Annotated in this window: 20 protein-coding genes; 10 read left to right on the top strand and 10 right to left on the bottom strand. The window is 71.9% G+C overall.

What is annotated here, in order from left to right; genetic code table 11:
* Positions 1-197: 197 nt before the first annotated feature.
* The 5 genes from ASD48_RS20270 to ASD48_RS20250 form a co-directional block, all read right to left on the bottom strand.
* Complete coding sequence (locus tag ASD48_RS20270; RefSeq protein ID WP_057603032.1) at positions 198-1,400, bottom strand: hypothetical protein; 1,203 nt, start codon at positions 1,398-1,400, stop codon at positions 198-200.
* Positions 1,400-2,059, bottom strand: coding sequence for an RNA polymerase sigma factor (locus ASD48_RS20265; RefSeq protein WP_057603031.1), 660 nt, complete (start codon positions 2,057-2,059; stop codon positions 1,400-1,402). The genes ASD48_RS20270 and ASD48_RS20265 overlap by 1 nt, the downstream gene beginning before the upstream one ends.
* A 292-nt stretch (positions 2,060-2,351) precedes the next feature.
* Positions 2,352-3,197, bottom strand: a complete 846-nt coding sequence (locus ASD48_RS20260; protein WP_057603030.1) for a hypothetical protein — start codon at positions 3,195-3,197, stop codon at positions 2,352-2,354.
* Between the two features lie 94 nt (positions 3,198-3,291).
* Positions 3,292-3,924: an RNA polymerase sigma factor gene (locus ASD48_RS20255; protein WP_057603029.1), complete on the bottom strand. Its 633-nt coding sequence runs from the start codon at positions 3,922-3,924 to the stop codon at positions 3,292-3,294.
* A 447-nt stretch (positions 3,925-4,371) separates the two neighbouring features.
* Positions 4,372-4,776 (bottom strand): hypothetical protein, encoded by a 405-nt coding sequence (locus ASD48_RS20250; RefSeq protein ID WP_057603028.1) that lies wholly within the window; start codon positions 4,774-4,776, stop codon positions 4,372-4,374.
* Between the two features lie 137 nt (positions 4,777-4,913).
* Here ASD48_RS20250 and ASD48_RS20245 point away from each other — a divergent pair, with 137 nt between their 5' ends.
* Positions 4,914-5,384, top strand: coding sequence for a hypothetical protein (locus tag ASD48_RS20245; protein ID WP_057603026.1), 471 nt, complete (start codon positions 4,914-4,916; stop codon positions 5,382-5,384).
* Between the two features lie 9 nt (positions 5,385-5,393).
* On the opposite strand, the gene ASD48_RS20240 is transcribed toward ASD48_RS20245, so the two are convergent.
* Complete coding sequence (locus ASD48_RS20240) at positions 5,394-5,948, bottom strand: hypothetical protein (RefSeq protein WP_057603025.1); 555 nt, start codon at positions 5,946-5,948, stop codon at positions 5,394-5,396.
* A 152-nt stretch (positions 5,949-6,100) separates the two neighbouring features.
* The gene (locus ASD48_RS20235; protein WP_057603023.1) at positions 6,101-7,699 is read right to left on the bottom strand and encodes a glycoside hydrolase family 20 protein; all 1,599 of its coding nucleotides are present in this window, start codon (positions 7,697-7,699) and stop codon (positions 6,101-6,103) included.
* A 249-nt stretch (positions 7,700-7,948) separates the two neighbouring features.
* On the opposite strand from ASD48_RS20235, the gene ASD48_RS20230 reads away from it, so the two are divergent.
* The 5 genes from ASD48_RS20230 (at position 7,949) to ASD48_RS20210 (ending at position 12,169) form a co-directional block, all read left to right on the top strand.
* Positions 7,949-8,488 (top strand): 2-oxo-4-hydroxy-4-carboxy-5-ureidoimidazoline decarboxylase, encoded by a 540-nt coding sequence (locus tag ASD48_RS20230; protein ID WP_057603021.1) that lies wholly within the window; start codon positions 7,949-7,951, stop codon positions 8,486-8,488.
* Positions 8,489-8,751: 263 nt separating this feature from the next.
* Positions 8,752-9,132 carry a succinate dehydrogenase, cytochrome b556 subunit gene (gene sdhC / locus ASD48_RS20225; protein WP_078615861.1) on the top strand — a complete coding sequence of 127 codons (381 nt, stop codon included), beginning with the start codon at positions 8,752-8,754 and terminating at the stop codon, positions 9,130-9,132.
* 5 nt (positions 9,133-9,137) lie between these two features.
* Positions 9,138-9,620: a succinate dehydrogenase hydrophobic membrane anchor subunit gene (locus tag ASD48_RS20220; protein ID WP_057603019.1), complete on the top strand. Its 483-nt coding sequence runs from the start codon at positions 9,138-9,140 to the stop codon at positions 9,618-9,620.
* 33 nt (positions 9,621-9,653) lie between these two features.
* Positions 9,654-11,408 (top strand): succinate dehydrogenase flavoprotein subunit, encoded by a 1,755-nt coding sequence (sdhA, locus tag ASD48_RS20215; RefSeq protein ID WP_057603018.1) that lies wholly within the window; start codon positions 9,654-9,656, stop codon positions 11,406-11,408.
* A complete protein-coding gene (locus ASD48_RS20210) occupies positions 11,408-12,169 on the top strand; it encodes a succinate dehydrogenase iron-sulfur subunit (RefSeq protein ID WP_020131049.1) in 762 nt (253 codons plus the stop codon). Before sdhA ends, ASD48_RS20210 begins: the two co-directional genes overlap by 1 nt.
* Positions 12,170-12,260: 91 nt before the next feature.
* Here the strand turns inward: ASD48_RS20210 and ASD48_RS20205 are convergent, their stop codons facing one another.
* From ASD48_RS20205 to ASD48_RS20195, 3 genes are all read right to left on the bottom strand, one after another.
* Positions 12,261-12,524, bottom strand: a complete 264-nt coding sequence (locus ASD48_RS20205) for a TM2 domain-containing protein (RefSeq protein ID WP_020131050.1) — start codon at positions 12,522-12,524, stop codon at positions 12,261-12,263.
* 235 nt (positions 12,525-12,759) lie between these two features.
* Complete coding sequence (locus ASD48_RS20200; RefSeq protein WP_057603016.1) at positions 12,760-13,179, bottom strand: DUF2752 domain-containing protein; 420 nt, start codon at positions 13,177-13,179, stop codon at positions 12,760-12,762.
* Positions 13,172-13,660 carry a TM2 domain-containing protein gene (locus tag ASD48_RS20195; RefSeq protein WP_057603014.1) on the bottom strand — a complete coding sequence of 163 codons (489 nt, stop codon included), beginning with the start codon at positions 13,658-13,660 and terminating at the stop codon, positions 13,172-13,174. Before ASD48_RS20195 ends, ASD48_RS20200 begins: the two co-directional genes overlap by 8 nt.
* A 149-nt stretch (positions 13,661-13,809) precedes the next feature.
* On the opposite strand from ASD48_RS20195, the gene ASD48_RS20190 reads away from it, so the two are divergent.
* From ASD48_RS20190 to ASD48_RS20175, 4 genes are all read left to right on the top strand, one after another.
* Complete coding sequence (locus ASD48_RS20190; RefSeq protein WP_057603013.1) at positions 13,810-14,217, top strand: VOC family protein; 408 nt, start codon at positions 13,810-13,812, stop codon at positions 14,215-14,217.
* 112 nt (positions 14,218-14,329) lie between these two features.
* Positions 14,330-14,746, top strand: a complete 417-nt coding sequence (locus ASD48_RS20185; protein ID WP_057603010.1) for a hypothetical protein — start codon at positions 14,330-14,332, stop codon at positions 14,744-14,746.
* A 5-nt stretch (positions 14,747-14,751) separates the two neighbouring features.
* Positions 14,752-15,261 carry a DCC1-like thiol-disulfide oxidoreductase family protein gene (locus ASD48_RS20180; protein ID WP_057603008.1) on the top strand — a complete coding sequence of 170 codons (510 nt, stop codon included), beginning with the start codon at positions 14,752-14,754 and terminating at the stop codon, positions 15,259-15,261.
* 10 nt (positions 15,262-15,271) lie between these two features.
* Positions 15,272-16,132, top strand: a complete 861-nt coding sequence (locus ASD48_RS20175; RefSeq protein WP_057603006.1) for a TetR family transcriptional regulator — start codon at positions 15,272-15,274, stop codon at positions 16,130-16,132.

Raw genomic sequence — 16,132 nt, 5'->3', positions numbered from 1 at the left:
GATGTGAGGTGTTTGGGGCGCGAGCGGGACCGGGGGAACGTGTCCCGCCCGCGCCGAGCGCACGAGCCGGAAGTACGGGGGGAACCCCGGCTCTGTGCAAGGGCCGATGACCAGTCGGCTCACTTCTTACTGCGCTCCGGCCGCCGAAAACGTCACACCCGTCGCGAAGAAACTTCGGCGATTCGCGAAACCGCAGGTCAACGGTGGTGAGATGACGAGCTTCCGCCGGAGCGGCCGGAGCCGCCGCCGTCACGACGCTCACCGCTTCCGTCACTGTGGCGGCCACCGCCGCCGTGACCCTCGCCGCCCTGACCCTCGCCGCGCACCCCACGACCACGGCCCCGGTCGCGATCGTCGTCGCGGTCGCGGTCGCGATCACGGCCCCCGTCGCCGTCGCCGTCGTCGTCGGAACCGCTCTTGTCACCCGAACCGGACCTGTCGCCCGTGGCGCCGCCGCGGCCTTCGCGGTCGCCCTGGTTCTTTCCGGTGTCCCGGCCGGTGGTGCCGTTCGGAGAACGGTCGTCGCCCCGGGGGTTTCCGGCGGCCGTGCCGTCGAGGACGGCCGCGCAGTACTTGGAGACGCGTGCCGGGCCGCCCGCGAGATGCTCCAGGCTCTGGCGGCGCCCGGTGTCCAGGGTGCGGCCGGCACTCAGGTCGCGGCAGGCCGAGGCCGCACCGGTCGGCCAGGTGCCGCGGGGGTCCGGGGTGGCCGAGGGGGCGCCGTCCGCCTTCCCGTTCCCGGCGTCCTCGCGGCCGGTGGCGCCCGTGCCGCCGTCCGGTGTCGCCGGGTCCTCGTCGCTGCCCGGGGCATCCGGCGTGGGCGGTACGAGCGCGCCCTCGTCCGGGACCACGGGGGCCGGGACGGACGCCGCGGGACGGGCGGGTTCGGCGCCGTCGAACGGGGTCGGCAGGACACCGGTCCCGGCCGCGATCCCGCCCACCATCCCGGCGGCGAGCGCGGCGGCCAGCCCCAGCCGTACGGGCCGGCTCCACCGGGCCGGACGACCGGCCGCTTCCGGGACGCGACCGCCGATGCGCACCAGCCCCGCGTCGGCGGCGTGCGTGCCCCGGAGCCGACCGGTGCCGGCGGCCGTCGTCCCACCGTCGAGCCCGGCGGAACCCGTGGCGAGGCCGGCGGGAGCGGCCCGTCCCGCGAGGTCGGCGCGGTCCGCGTGGGCCTTGCGGAAGGCGGCCAGGGCCGCGGCCTCACCGGGGAGTTCCTCGTCGGCGGGCAGGGGCTCGGCAGCATGCGCGGCGAGCGCGCCGAGGGTCCGGGCGAGCCGCTCGGCCTCTTCCCGGGCCACGGCATCGAGGGCGTCGACAGCGTTGTCCGGTGACTCACCGCGCAGCAGACGCTCCGCCGTTTCGCGATCGAGCCACCTGTCCTGCTTGTCGGCCATCACATGTCCTTCTGCGTCCGCGCGCACGTATGCGTCACACCGGCGGACGTCACCGCGCGCGAGCGCGGTTCTCGCTGGGACGGCAGTGCGTCGAGCGCACCGGCCGTCTCCGCATCCTCGCCGAGCAGTTCGGCGAGCTTCTTCAGACCGCGGTGCGCGGCCGTACGCACGGCACCGGGCCGTTTGCCGAGCGTCTCGGCGGCCGTCTTGGCGTCCAGGCCCATGACGACCCGCAGCACGACGGCCTCGGCCTGGTCCTGCGGCAGCCGGGCTATGAGGCCCAGGGCGTGGCCGGTGGCGAGCGCCTCCATGGCCTCGCCCGCGGTGTCGGACTCGGCGGGCCGGGCCGTCAGTTCGGTCTCGTCGGCGACCGTCGCCGGGCGCCGGCCGCGCATGCGTATGTGGTCCAGCGCGCGGTTGCGGGCGATCCGGGCGGCCCAGCCGCGGAAGCGGTCCGCGTCGCCGCTGAACCGCTCCAGGTCCCGGGCTATCTGCAGCCAGGCCTCGGAGGACACGTCCTCGGCTTCGTGGTCGCCGACGAGCGTGCGTACGTACCCGAGCAGCCGCGGGTGCACCGTGCGGTACACAGTCCGGAACGCGGTCTCGTCCCCGTTCTGTGCCGCGAGCACCGCGGCTGTCAGCTCCGCGTCGTCCCCCACGTCGTGGTTCCTCGGTCGATGGTTCGCGGTTTTCTGGACCGCAGGTCGTTGCGGTGGTCTTCCGCTTGGCCGTCCGGCGCGAAAGGCACGTTACGACCTGAAACCGCCGCACGTCCATGTCCGTAGAACATGCAACTAACTCGTGACGCGAGCGGGCGCGCGCGGGGTGTGACAGAAAACGCACTCATGGCGCTGTAGGAAGTACGGGCCGCCGCGCGGCCCGTGCCGCGCGACGGCCGGGGCCTCTCCTGTGGGGGGTGGCGGCCTCGGCCGTTGCTTTGGCGGCAACCGGTTACCGACCCTCGGCCCCGCTCGGAGCGGCCTTCTCGCCCGTGGCGGTCTCGTCGGTGCCTGCGGCCTTGCCGGCACCCGCACTCTCCTCGGCCCTCGCCGCCTTCCGGCTCTGCTCCGCCTCCGGGGTCCTGCCCGTCTTCGGGGTCGCGCCGGCCCCGGGGGTCTTGCCGGCCCCGGGCGTCCTGCCGGCCTTGGCCGGCTTGCCGGTCCCCAGCGCGTCCTGCTCGGCGCAGTACGCCGCGACGTCGCCCTCGCCGCCCGCCGCCGTCACGAGCCGCTGCCAGGCGGTGGCGTCCATCGCCTGGCCGCGCCCTTGGACCTTGTCGTAGGCACGGCACTGCGCCTCGGTGTCCTCGGCGCTCGCCGGACGGTCCCGGTGCGCCGAGGCGCCCGGCCGCGGGCTCGCGGAAGCGGCGGCGGACCGGACCCCGGACGCGGTCGCCGACGGTTCGGGGCGACCCGCGCCGTCGGCCCCTGCGTGCGGGGAGGACCCGACGGCGGCGTATGCGACCCCGCCCAACGCGAGTCCGGCGACCAGCACGGAGAGCGTGACCCGCAGCGGGCGCGGCGTGTGCCGCCGCGCCCGGGGCCGCCAGTCGTCCCGGCGCCGGGTACGGGTCCGGTGCGCGCCCGCGTCCCGGGCGGCCCGGAAGGCCGCGACGGCCCGCCGCTCGCCGTCGCTGCCCACGTCCGGCACGAGGTCCGGGCGGCCGTCGGAACCGCGCAGGGCCTGGCCGAGCAGCGCCTCCAGCGCGGGTGGCGCAGTCCATGACGCGTCGTCGGCGGCGTTCTCGGGGTGTGCGCGCCGACGGCTGTGGCCCGCGCCGTTCAGCCGTTCACCCATGTCCGTTCCCGCCTCTGTCCCGTCCATCCGAGCAGGCCGTTCGGCCTGGTGGCCGGGCCCGCCACTGATCCATACGGATCGCGGCCCTCGCCGTTCATGTCGACTCCCCCAGCGTTCGGGGGCCACCATCCGTCACACCTTCACCCGCACCCGCGGCGTCGAGCTGGCGGGCCAGCCGCTTCAGGCCCCGGTGCGCGGCCGTACGGACGGCGCCGGGGCGCTTGCCGAGGACGCGGGCCGCGGCGGGCCCGTCCAGCCCCACGACGACCCGCAGCAGCACCGCCTCGGCCTGGTCGCGCGGCAGCCCGCGGACCAGTTCGAGGGCGTGCTCGGTGGAGAGCGACTCCAGCGCCTCGTCGGGCGTGCTGTGCGGGCCGGCCAGGTCGAGGACGACGTCCTGGTCCAGCGCCGCCGACCGGGGCCGCACCCGCAGTCGGCGCAGATGGTCGAGGGCCCGGTGCCGGGCGATGGTCGCGGTCCAGCCGCGGAACCCGGCGCCGTCACCCTTGAACCGCCCCAGGTCCCGGGCTATCTCCAGCCAGGCGTCGGAGGCCACGTCCTCGGCGTCGTCTCCGACGATCCCCCGCAGGTAGCCGAGCAGCCCGGGCTGCACGATCCGGTACGCCACGGCGAACGCGTCCTCGTCGCCCTCCTGAGCCCGCGTCACGGCCGCGCCCAGTTCCCCGTCGTACGCCTGCGCGCGCCGGGGTTTTCCTCCCTGGCCCAAGACTGTCCTCGTTCGTGCGGAGTTCGTTCCGGCGCGCGACTCCCCCGCCGGACTCCGGGTCCGATCACGGCCACGCCCCCCACGGTCATCAGCGCCGGGCCGCACAGAAGTGTCACAGGGGACGAATGCGCCACCGGTCCACCCGACCGGCGCGGCCGCTCCCCGGCCGCGGCCGACTCGCAGCACACGAACCTGCCGCGGTTGCCGAATCCGGACATCGGCTGCCGGTGACGGAGGTCCGGGCAGGCCCGGACGACGGCGAGTCCGCGCCCCGGCCTCCGCGTCGGCCGGTTCCCCGAACCTCGCGGGCGGTTCGGGCGGCTGCGGGTCCGCCTCCCACGCCCCCGATCACCTGATCCCGGCGGCGGCACCGCGCATCAGGGTCGGCGGCCGCCCGGTGGCGCGGGCCCAAACTCTCCCGCGTCCTGGAACGCGGACCGGGTGCGGCTACCGCCGCCCCCGCATCGCGTCCCGGCACAGCAGCCGCAGGGAGCCGTGGCCGCCGAAGCAGCGGCGGGCCTCGTCCAGGGGCTCCCAGAGACGGCCGTCGGGGGTGCGGACCCAGTGGTCGCCGCCGGAGCCCCACCACTCGGCGCCGGTCTGCCGGACGATCACCTCACCGGCGTACGCGCCGAGCCCGCGCAGCACATGCTCGACGGCGGTGTACGGCGAGCCCTCCCGCCGCAGCTCCTCGATCAACCGGTCGACGCGCCACAGGCTCTGCGCGGAGTGGTCGAGCCGGGGCCGTACGCCGTCGGGCGCGGCGGCAACCGCCTCCGCCGCCCACCGCACCGGTTTGGCGGCGGCGGAGGGCCGGGCCGCCTGCTGACTCTGTTGCGTCGTCCACGTCACACAGGGAAGAGCGCCACCGGGCCGTGATCCGTCACCCGGATCCGGTGCCTTCGCGAGACCGGCGCAGGACCGACCCACCGCCACCCCGGGACGGGCACAGGAGTGATACTTCAGGCCCCCGGTGCGCTCCTTGAGTGATGAACGCGTACCTCCAGCTCCGCGCCGTGCCTCCTTCGGCTCTGCGCAACAGCGCGACCTGGCTGCGGAAGCTGTTCGACGATGACGATCTCGCCGGTGACGCCGTGCGGGACCGGATGAACCGGCACCGCGCGCGGAATCTCGACGGCCACTACGGCGACCACCAGTTGCTCTACGCCGACGCGCAGGTGGTGCTCGGCGGCGAGCGGGTGTACCCGGCCGGTTCCAAGGAGCCGCCCTTCGTGGTCCTGACCGTGGCCCAGGCCACACGGGTCGCCACGTTCCTGACCGGGAGCGACTTCGACGACCTGTGGCGGCCGGCCCGTGCCGAACTGCTGCCCCGGTACGGCGGCGCCGCCGAGGAGACCCGCACGCGGGCCGCCTTCGCCTCGGCGCACCGGGAGCTGACGGCCTTCTACACCGCAACCGCGCGGCACCGGAACGCGGTCGTCAAGTGGCTGGTGCCGTGAGGGCGGTACTCACCTACGTCCACGGGCCCGCCGCGAGACCACCGCGCGCAGCACCCGGCGGCCCTCCGTGGACACCTCCAGGGCTCGGCGCAGTCCGCCCGCGCCATGACCGGCCAGCACTTCCAGGACGGTGACCTGGCGGCGCAGCTCGGCGGCGACGAGGGGCGACATGCCCTCCGTACGGCCCTCCCGGCGGGAGTCGACCGGGGAGGCGTCCTCGGCCGGGTCGAGGAGGCGGTGGATCTGGAGCGAGGCGACGGAGCAGGCGTCGGCCCAGAGCCGCACCTCGGCGGCGGAGCGTTCGTCGGGTGCGGCGGCCAGCATCCGGCGGGCCAGGAGCTCGGCCTCGTCGCCCTCCTCCGCGGCCGACGCCAGTTTGCCGCGCGCCTGTTCCAGCAGCTCGCCCCAGCCGGCGGTGTCGGAGTCCTCGGTGAGGGCCCCCCACAGCGGCCGCAGGATCTCGTCGTCACCCCCGAGCAGGGGTATGCACCGATCCAAACAAGCCAGCCCGCTGGCAGCCAGTCCGCGTTCGTCGGCCTGAGCGATCAGTTCCACCAGGCTCATCCACGCCTCCCTCGCCAGGGCACCGACCTTACGGAGCCCGCACTTCCCCTTACTGCGTGCGACGGGCCAGGAGTGTCACAGGAGGGTTTTTCGGCCAAGCGCGAGGAGCCGGGCCCGAGCCGACGAGGCGGGCACCTTGCCGCCCGGCGCGCTCAGCCGAGCCGGTTCGCCAGGGCCGTGAACTGTGTCCAGGTCAGCGGTGGCGTTCCGGCGTCCCACAGCTTCTGCGAGGTGGCCCGGAGCGGCATCCGGATCCCGGCCGCGATCTGGTCCTGGGTCTGCGAGTTCGCGAGGTCGCACCACACCGAGAAGGAACCGCCGAGTATCTGGGCGTCGTACTTCGCGGGGACCGGCGTCGTGCCGCGCAGCACCCGCGGGGTCCACTGCTCGTAGATCCGCTTCCCGGTCGGGTAGGCGAAGTCGTTCGGTTCGCCGAGGACGTAGTACAGGTACTCGTCGTTGTAGTTGAGCACCTTGCGCCCGGCGCTCAGATACTCGACCGGCGGCCGCGCCCCGATCTCCTTGCCCGTCCAGTAGGCGACCACGAGGTCGGAGGCGGGCTTGACCGACGTGCCGCGGAAGAAGCCGTCGTTCCACACACGCATGGTGCGGTCGTGGGCGCGGACGGTGTCGGCGCGGTCGTTGAGCCAGCCGGTGGTGAGGTCGGCGACGCCCGCGCCGGAGCCGTACCGGGCCGCCGCGGCGGCGGCCAGCTGCGGGTAGGAGGCGGCCGGACTGGAGACGGTCAGGGCCTGGTACTCGTCGCCGCCGAGGTGCCAGTAGGCGCCGGGGAAGACGTCGGCGTACTCGTCGAGGAGGTCGTCGAGGAGGTCCGCGGAGTCGTCCTTGGAGATGTCGATCGCGCCGCGGGTCGCCACCCCGCTCGCGTTGCGCAGCTGGAGCTCGGGGTGGGCGGCGAGGACGGCGCCGAGGTGTCCGGGTGAGTCGATCTCGGGCACGACGGTGATGTGCCGGCTCGCCGCGAGGTCGACGATCTTCTTCACCTCGGCCTTGGTGAGGTGCGGGTTCGAGACGATCTCCGGGTGGCTGTCGGACTCGATCCGAAAGGCCTGGTCGTCGGAGAAGTGCAGGCCGAGCTGGTTGTACTTGAGGTCGCCGAGCTCGCGCACCCGGTCCTCGATCCAGCCGGCGGTGAAGTGCTTGCGCGCGATGTCCAGCGTGAACCCGCGCTGCGGCTTGGCCGGCTGGTCCCGTACGACGCCCTCCGGCGCCGTACCGCCGGCGTGCACCTCCTGCTTGAGGGTGCGGGTGCCGTAGAAGACGCCCGCGTCGGAGGGCGCGCTGATGGTGACCCGCCCGCCGCGCACGGTCATGGTGTACGACTCCGGGTTCGCGCCCTCGTCGTCGTTGAGCGCCAGCCGCAGGTCCCCGGCGCGCACGTCGTCCTTCTCCCCGGCGTACGTCAGCCCCAGCTCACCGGCTACCAGCCGTCCCTCGTCGGCGAGCCCGGCGTCGCTCACCACCACCCGGCGGGTGGACTGCGGCTTCCAGCCGGGGCCGCGCGCCGGGGTGTGCGCGCTGACGGCGGGAATGGTGCGGGGGGTGGTGGAGAGGGCGTAGGAGCGGGTGGGCGTCGGGGTCGGGGCCTGGGCGGCGGCCGCGCCGGTGTCCCCGGGCGTCCGCGCGGCCTGCCGGGAGGCGGCCGATCCGGCGGGTGCCGTGCCGTCGTCGTCCGACGAGGCCCACACGCCGAGCCCGACACCGAGCGCGGCGACCAGCCCGCCCGCCATCACTGCCCGCGCCGCGACCCGCTGGTGCGGCTTCCTCTGCGGCGCCCGGCGCCGATGCCTGTGCCTGCTCACTCCGCCCACCGTACGACTCCCGGCCGCCCGAAGCGCGCCGAGTCCGGAGTGACGGAGTCCACGACACATTCCGAAACTCTCTCGTTCGGGTGAAATTCAGGCATCGGTCAGACACGTCCTGACCGCTCTCGATAACGTGTCGACACACCTTTCACTGCATCCCCTGCCACATCACACGTGACGCGAGGATCCACGCTGCCTGCGCACCGTCTTTCCCCTCTCTCCGGCTGCCTCGCCATACCGGCGCAGACCCGGACCTCACCCACACCTCGGCTGGACGGTTTCAACACCGCCACCACCCCCGAGGCGCACCGCACCCTCCTCGCCTGCCTCCGCAGCCTCCGCTGGGCCCGCCGGATCGCCGACCACCGGCCGTATCCGACGCTCGACGCCCTGCTGGCCGCGTCCGACGAGGCCGCGTACGACCTGAGCCCGGGCGATCTGGCGGAGGCCCTGGCGGCGGAGTCCCTGCCGGGCCTGCCCGCGGACGCGTACGGAGCGGCGCACACGGCGCTGGACGCGGCCCACGCCGCCTACGAGACCCGATTCGGACACGCGTTCGTCATCTGCCTCGACGGTGTTCCCCAGGAGGAGTCCCTGGACCACGTCCTGGCGGGTATCCGGTCACGATTGGCAAACGATCCCGAGGACGAACGGGTCGTGGCGGCCGAGGAACTCAGGCGACTGGCGAGGCAACGGCTGATGCGCCTCGCCTGAGGATCGGGGCGGTGGGCATGGGGCTCCGCCGCCGGGCGCGACCAGCCACGACGGCGCCACATCCGGACCCAAACGGGACACTCCGCCCCAGATGCCGCAACGCTCACCCATCTGCGTGCCACTTTGATCACACAGGTAGGCCCGACGTAAGCCGAGCGCCAGTGCCTCGCTACGATGCTGGGGGCCGGTGGACCGTACCCGGCCGGGCCCGTCCGACACCCCAAGCCGGCAGGCCCCAATCCCCGCTCCCGGAGGGTTCTTCCGTGCCGGCTGGAACGCTGTACCGCGGCCGGGAAGGAATGTGGTCCTGGGTGGCTCATCGAGTCACCGGCGTCCTCATCTTCTTCTTCCTGTTCGTTCACGTGCTGGACACCGCCCTCGTGCGTGTCTCCCCCGAGGACTACGACAAGGTCGTAGCCACCTACAAGACGCCGGTCGTGGCGCTGCTGGAGTACGGCCTCGTGGCCGCCATCCTCTTCCACGCGCTCAACGGCCTGCGCGTCATCGCCGTCGACTTCTGGTCGAAGGGCCCGCGCTACCAGAAGCAGATGCTCTGGAGTGTCGTGGGCCTGTGGCTGCTGCTGATGCTCGGGGCGATCTACCCCGTGCTCGGCCACGCCGCTCGTGAACTGTTCGGGAGCTGAGACCGATGGCCACCACTGAAACCACCGCGGCCGGGATCGGCCCCGTCGAGGGCGGCTCCGTCTACGACGTGGACAACCCCGCGCCCCTCATCGAGGCCCCGCGCCGGCGCACCAAGAAGACCCCCCGGTCCACCCGGGGCAATTTCGAGATGGGCGCCTGGCTGTTCATGCGCCTGTCCGGCGTCGTACTGGTCGTCCTGGTCCTGGGCCACCTGCTGATCCAGCTCGTCCTGGACGGCGGCGTCTCCAAGATCGGCTTCGCCTTCGTGGCCGGCCGCTGGGCCTCCCCGTTCTGGCAGGTCTGGGACCTTCTGATGCTGTGGCTCGCCATGCTGCACGGGACGAACGGCCTGCGCACGGTCATCAACGACTACGCGGAGCGCGCGAACACCCGGCTGTGGCTGAAGGGCCTGCTCTACACCGCCGCGGTGTTCACCATCCTGCTGGGCACGCTGGTGATCTTCACCTTCGACCCGAACATCCGCTAGGCGCACGGGACCGAGGGACTGAGAGAAACACTCATGAAGATCCACAAGTACGACACAGTCATCGTCGGCGCCGGCGGCGCCGGTATGCGCGCCGCGATCGAGTCGACGAAGCGCAGCCGCACCGCCGTGCTGACCAAGCTCTACCCCACCCGCTCCCACACGGGCGCCGCGCAGGGCGGCATGGCCGCCGCGCTGGCCAACGTGGAGGAGGACAACTGGGAGTGGCACACCTTCGACACGGTCAAGGGCGGTGACTACCTGGTCGACCAGGACGCCGCCGAGATCCTGGCGAAGGAGGCCATCGACTCCGTCCTCGACCTGGAGAAGATGGGCCTGCCGTTCAACCGGACGCCCAACGGCACGATCGACCAGCGCCGCTTCGGCGGTCACAGCCGCAACCACGGCGAGGCCCCGGTCCGCCGGTCCTGCTACGCGGCCGACCGCACCGGTCACATGATCCTCCAGACGCTGTACCAGAACTGCGTGAAGGAGGGCGTGGAGTTCTACAACGAGTTCTACGTCCTCGACCAGCTGATCACCGAGGTCGACGGTGTGAAGCGGTCCGCGGGTGTCGTCGCGTACGAGCTGGCGACCGGCGAGATCCACGTCTTCCAGGCGAAGGCCGTCATCTACGCCTCCGGCGGCACCGGCAAGTTCTTCAAGGTGACCTCGAACGCGCACACGCTGACGGGTGACGGCCAGGCGGCCGTGTACCGGCGCGGGCTGCCGCTGGAGGACATGGAGTTCTTCCAGTTCCACCCGACCGGCATCTGGCGCATGGGCATCCTGCTGACGGAGGGCGCCCGCGGTGAGGGCGGCATCCTGCGCAACAAGGACGGCGAGCGCTTCATGGAGAAGTACGCGCCGGTCATGAAGGACCTCGCGTCGCGTGACGTCGTGTCCCGCTCGATCTACACGGAGATCCGGGAAGGCCGCGGCTGCGGCCCCGAGGGCGACCACGTCTACCTGGACCTCACCCACCTCCCGCCGGAGCAGCTGGACGCGAAGCTCCCGGACATCACGGAGTTCGCGCGCACCTACCTCGGCATCGAGCCGTACACGGACCCGATCCCGATCCAGCCCACCGCGCACTACGCGATGGGCGGCATCCCGACGAACGTCCAGGGCGAGGTCCTGAGCGACAACACGACGGTCGTCCCGGGCCTGTACGCGGCCGGCGAGGTCGCCTGTGTGTCGGTGCACGGCGCCAACCGTCTGGGCACCAACTCGCTGCTGGACATCAACGTGTTCGGCAAGCGGGCGGGCATCGCCGCCGCCGAGTACTCGCAGAAGGCGGAGTACGTCGAGCTGCCGGAGAACCCCGCGCAGCAGGTGATCGACCAGGTGGAGCACCTGCGCTCGTCCACCGGCACCGAGCGGGTGGCGGAGCTGCGCCGCGAGCTGCAGGAGACCATGGACGCGAACGTCATGGTGTTCCGCACCGAGCAGACGATCAAGACGGCGGTGGAGAAGCTCGCCGAGCTGCGCGAGCGCTACCGGAACGTCTCGATCCAGGACAAGGGCCGACGGTTCAACACGGACCTGCTGGAGGCCATCGAGCTGGGCAACCTGCTCGACCTGGCCGAGGTCATGGCGGTGTCGGCGCTGGCCCGCAAGGAGTCCCGCGGCGGTCACTACCGCGAGGACTACCCGAACCGCGACGACGTCAACTTCATGCGCCACACCATGGCGTACCGCGAGGTGGGCGACGACGGCACCGAGTCCATCCGTCTCGACTACAAGCCGGTCGTCCAGACCCGCTACCAGCCGATGGAGCGTAAGTACTGATGGCAACTCCCGTTCTGGACAAGGTCGAGGCGGAGTCCGCGGCCTCTCCGTACATCACGGTCACCTTCCGGGTCCGCCGGTTCAACCCCGAGGTCTCCGCGGAGGCCGTCTGGCAGGACTTCACGCTGGAGATCGACCCGAAGGAGCGCGTTCTCGACGGTCTCCACAAGATCAAGTGGGACGTCGACGGCACGCTGACCTTCCGGCGTTCCTGCGCCCACGGCATCTGCGGTTCGGACGCGATGCGGATCAACGGCAAGAACCGCCTCGCGTGCAAGACGCTGATCAAGGACATCAACCCCGAGAAGCCGATCACGGTCGAGCCCATAAAGGGCCTGACGGTCCTGAAGGACCTGGTCGTCGACATGGAGCCGTTCTTCCAGGCGTACCGGGACGTCATGCCCTTCCTCATCACGAAGGACACGAACGAGCCCACGCGCGAGCGCTTCCAGACCGCCGAGGACCGCGAGCGCTTCGACGACACGACGAAGTGCATCCTCTGCGCCGCCTGCACCTCGTCCTGCCCGGTGTTCTGGAACGACGGCCAGTACTTCGGTCCGGCCGCGATCGTCAACGCCCACCGCTTCATCTTCGACTCGCGCGACGAGGCGGGTGAGCAGCGCCTGGAGATCCTGAACGACAAGGACGGCGTCTGGCGCTGCCGTACGACGTTCAACTGCACGGACGCCTGCCCGCGCGGTATCGAGGTCACGAAGGCGATCCAGGAGGTGAAGCGAGCGCTGATCACGCGCCGCTTCTGAGCCTCCCGGCTCCCTGGTTCCGCACACGGCGAGGGCCCCGCTCCTTCAAGGAGCGGGGCCCTCGCCGTTGCCGTGCCGATGTCGGCCGGTGTCAGCCGCGCAGGACGCGACCCTGCTTGTCCGTGCGGTCGTTGCTCGTGAGGAACAGGATGCCGTCGATCAGCGCCCAGATGCCGAGGCCGCCGCAGGTGAAGAGCTGCGCGACGCCCACGCCGACGGAGCCGACGTAGAAGCGTCCGATGCCGAGGGTGCCCAGGAAGAGCTGGAGGATACCGGCGACGATCTTGGACTTGTCGGAGTACGGACGACCAAGCGGGTCGACCCCGTAGGGGGCCTGCGGGGTGGGGACGGTCATGAGAACTGCTCCTGAAATGCCTGCGGGAGGCCGGTGCGGCCTGCTCCGAAATGGGGAGTCCAGGAGGGACGCGACGCGACAACCACACGCGTCGACCGACGTCGACCGATCTCGACCCACACCCTCGCACGGCTCCGCCATGCCAGGACGTCCCCCCTGTGACTGGTGAGCCTAGAGAAAACAGAGGGTAAAAAGGGAGTACAGATGATCCATCGTTCCTGATCCGTGATCAAAATCAGTCAACTACGTTCCGGAGCACCGTCCATGCCACCGCGACACCGAGGACGACCGTCATACCCCTCGGCCCCAGGCGTGGATTCCAGGTGCGGCCGTGCAGGCCCGCCCACATCCAGCGGACCAGCAGAGCGAGCGCGTACGGCGAGGCGAGCAGCAGGACACGGTTGTCGAGCCAGGCCTGCGCGAGGTGACCGTGCATCAGGTCGTACACCATGCGGGTACCGCCGCAGGCGGGGCAGAGCAGGCCGGTGACGAGCCGGAACGGGCACCTCGGGAGCCAGTGGCCGGGCTGGTGCGGGTCGGTGACGTAGAGATACGCGGAGCCGGCCGCGCCGGCGGCGAGCACCGCGACGGGAGCCGTCGCCGGGTGCCGCAGGACGGCCGGGCACCTCGCGGAGAGGCGCTCCGCGTCAGCCACGCAGGATCCGCCCGTTGGAGTCGGTCTTGTCGTCGCTGACCAGCAGGATGATGCCGTCGATCAGCGCCCAGATGCCGAGGCCGCCGCAGGTGAAGAGCTGGGCGAGGCCGATGCCGACGTCACCCATGTAGAACCGGCCGACGCCGAAGCTGCCCAGGGTGAGCTGGAGAACGCCCGCGACGATCTTCGACTTCTCGGAGTAGGGACGGCCCAGGACGTCGTACCCGTAAGGGGCCTGGGGGTCGCCGGTGAAGGTGCCGGGAGGTATGTAGCCGGGAGCGGCATAGCCCGGGCCCGGGTAACCGGGGTGGGCGTAGCCCGGGTACGGCTGGCCGGGCTGGGGATAGCCGTAGGGGCCGGGGTCCGGCTGACCCGGACCCGCGTCCTGCGGGCCGCCGGGGTACCCGTAGCCGGGCGGGGGCGCCTGCGGCGGCTGCTGGGGTTCCTGCGGCTGCTGTGGCTGCTGTGGCGTTTCGGACAAGGTGAGTTCCCCCGAGGTCTGGTGATCGGATGATCCGCTGATGAGACGAGTGCGGATGAATGCAGAACATCTTGCAGCAGAAAACCCGCCACGCGGAGACCGGGGTGCTCTTGACCGGTTTTCGGGCCCCCTACACCTAATCTGACGGCATGTCAGATGACCAGTCGTACGAGCTGCTCGGATTCGACAACCTCCTGCTGCCCGTCGGGGACCTCGGCGAGGCGGTCGACTTCTACGAGCGGGCCGGGTTCACGGTGGGGCTGCGGTTCGACGAGGCCGGGATCGCGCTGCTGAAGGTCGGAGTCGAGACACCGGGGGTCCTCCTGCGGTACGAGGAGGCCCTGGGACACCGGCCGCCGCCCTGGCCGTCGCCACGCGTCTGGCTGGAGGTGCCGGACGCGCGGGCGGCGGCGCGACGGCTGACCGAGGCGGGCGTCACCCCCCTGGACCGGCCGTTCTCCACGGCCACCGGCTGGACCGTCGAGATCGCCGACCCGTGGGGGAACGTCCTCGGGTTCACGGACTACCTCAAGCGGCCCGAGCTCGCGAGGCGTTAGGGCGGACAGACGGCGGCATCCCGCCCGCCCTCCTTCAGTTGAACGTGTTCAAAACAAGCGCTACAGTCAACTCCGACAGCGTTTTGAACGCGTTCAAGAAAAGGTGGGGAACATGGACCGCACGGTCATCGCCTACGTCGTCTACCTGATCGTCAGCATCGGCCTGACCGTCTGGGTGGCCAGGACCCTCAGCAGCAACGGACGGATCTTCCTCGCCGACGTGCTCCAGGGGAACGAGAAGCTCGCCGACGCCGTGAACCACCTCCTGGTGGTCGGCTTCTACCTCGTCAACCTGGGCTTCGTCGCCCTCTACCTGAGCGGCGACGACACCATCGAGGACACGCGCGGCATCTTCGAGGCCCTGTCGACCAAGGTGGGTGTGGTGCTGCTGGTGCTCGGCGCCATGCACCTGGCCAACGTGTACGTGCTCAACCGGATCCGGCGGCGCGGGGTCATGGAGCGGGAGCAGGTCCCGCCCGTCGCCCCCCAGGCCTGGGCCGCCCCCTCGGCGCCCACCGCCGGGGCGTGAGCACGATGGCCGCCGACCGGGCCGCCGCCGACCGGGACGCCCGACGCGTCCCGGTCCGCCGGCTCACCGTGCTCCACGACGCCGAGTGCTCCCTGTGCGGCTTCCTGCGCGACTGGCTGGGCCGGCAGCCGCAGTTGGTGCCGCTGGAGTTCGTCCCGGCGGGGTCCGCGCAGGCCGCCGCCCGCTTCCCCGGCCTCGATCATCGCGCGACCCTCGACGAGATCACCGTCGTCGGCGACTCCGGCCAGGTCTACCGCGGCACCGCCGCCTGGATCGTCACGCTGTGGGCGCTGCGCGAGTACCGCGCGCTGTCCCACCGGCTGAGCACCCCCGCCGGGGCGAAACTGGCGCGGGGCGCCGTTCTCGCCGCCGCCAGGTGGCGCGATGGGCAGGGGCGGTCCGTGGGCTGGGGCGGGGGCGTCTACCGCCGCGGCGACGGCTGGTCGTACGACCCGCAGCTGGGCTGGAGCTACCAGCCGCCCACCTGTGCGGACGGCACCTGTTCCACTGGCTAGGCTCCTGTACGTGCCCGCGAACAACGACGGTCCCGCCGAGGCCGCATCCCCGTCCGAGCCCCATGAGGCCGCCGCCGCGACCGAACGCCCTGAGGCCGCCCCCACGTCCAAGTCCGAGCAGACCCGCGCTCTGATCCTGGAGACGGCGATGCGGCTCTTCCAGGAGCGCGGCTACGACAAGACGACGATGCGGGCCATCGCCCAGGAGGCCGGCGTCTCGGTCGGCAACGCCTATTACTACTTCGCCGGCAAGGAGCACCTGATCCAGGGCTTCTACGACCGGCTCGCCGCCGAGCACCGGGAGGCCGTCCGGGACGTCCTGGCCCGGGAGAGCAGCCTGGAGGCCCGGCTGGCGGGGGTGCTGCGGGTGTGGCTGGAGGTGGCCGAGCCGTACCACGAGTTCGCGGTCCAGTTCTTCAAGAACGCCGCCGACCCGGACAGCCCGCTCAGCCCCTTCTCCGCCGAGTCGGAGCACGCGCGCGTGGAGGCCATCGCCGTCCACAAGGAGGTGCTCGCGGGGTCGAAGGCGAAGGTCCCGGAGGAGCTGCGGGAGGTGCTCCCCGAGCTGATGTGGCTCTCCCAGATGGGCCTCGTCATGTACTGGATCTACGACCGTACGGAGGGACGCGAGCGCAGCTACCGGCTGGCCGGCCGGGGTGCCCGCCTCACCGCGCGGGGCGTGGCGCTGGCCCGGTTCCGGGTGCTGCGGCCGCTCGTCCTCGAGGTCCACGACCTGTTCACGGACTTCCTGCCCGGCATGACCAACGCCCTGCCGGACCCCACGAAGAAGAGCCCGCCGGGCCGGGCGGGCTCTTCGGGCGCTGCGGGCGCTGCGGGCGCCGCGGGCGCTGCGGGCTCTGCCTCGGACTGA

This window comes from Streptomyces sp. Root1310, assembly GCF_001426425.1.
Classification (GTDB): Bacteria; Actinomycetota; Actinomycetes; order Streptomycetales; family Streptomycetaceae; genus Streptomyces.
The sequence above is the reverse complement of the archived record's forward strand: the minus strand, read 5'-3'. Positions and strand labels throughout refer to the sequence as shown.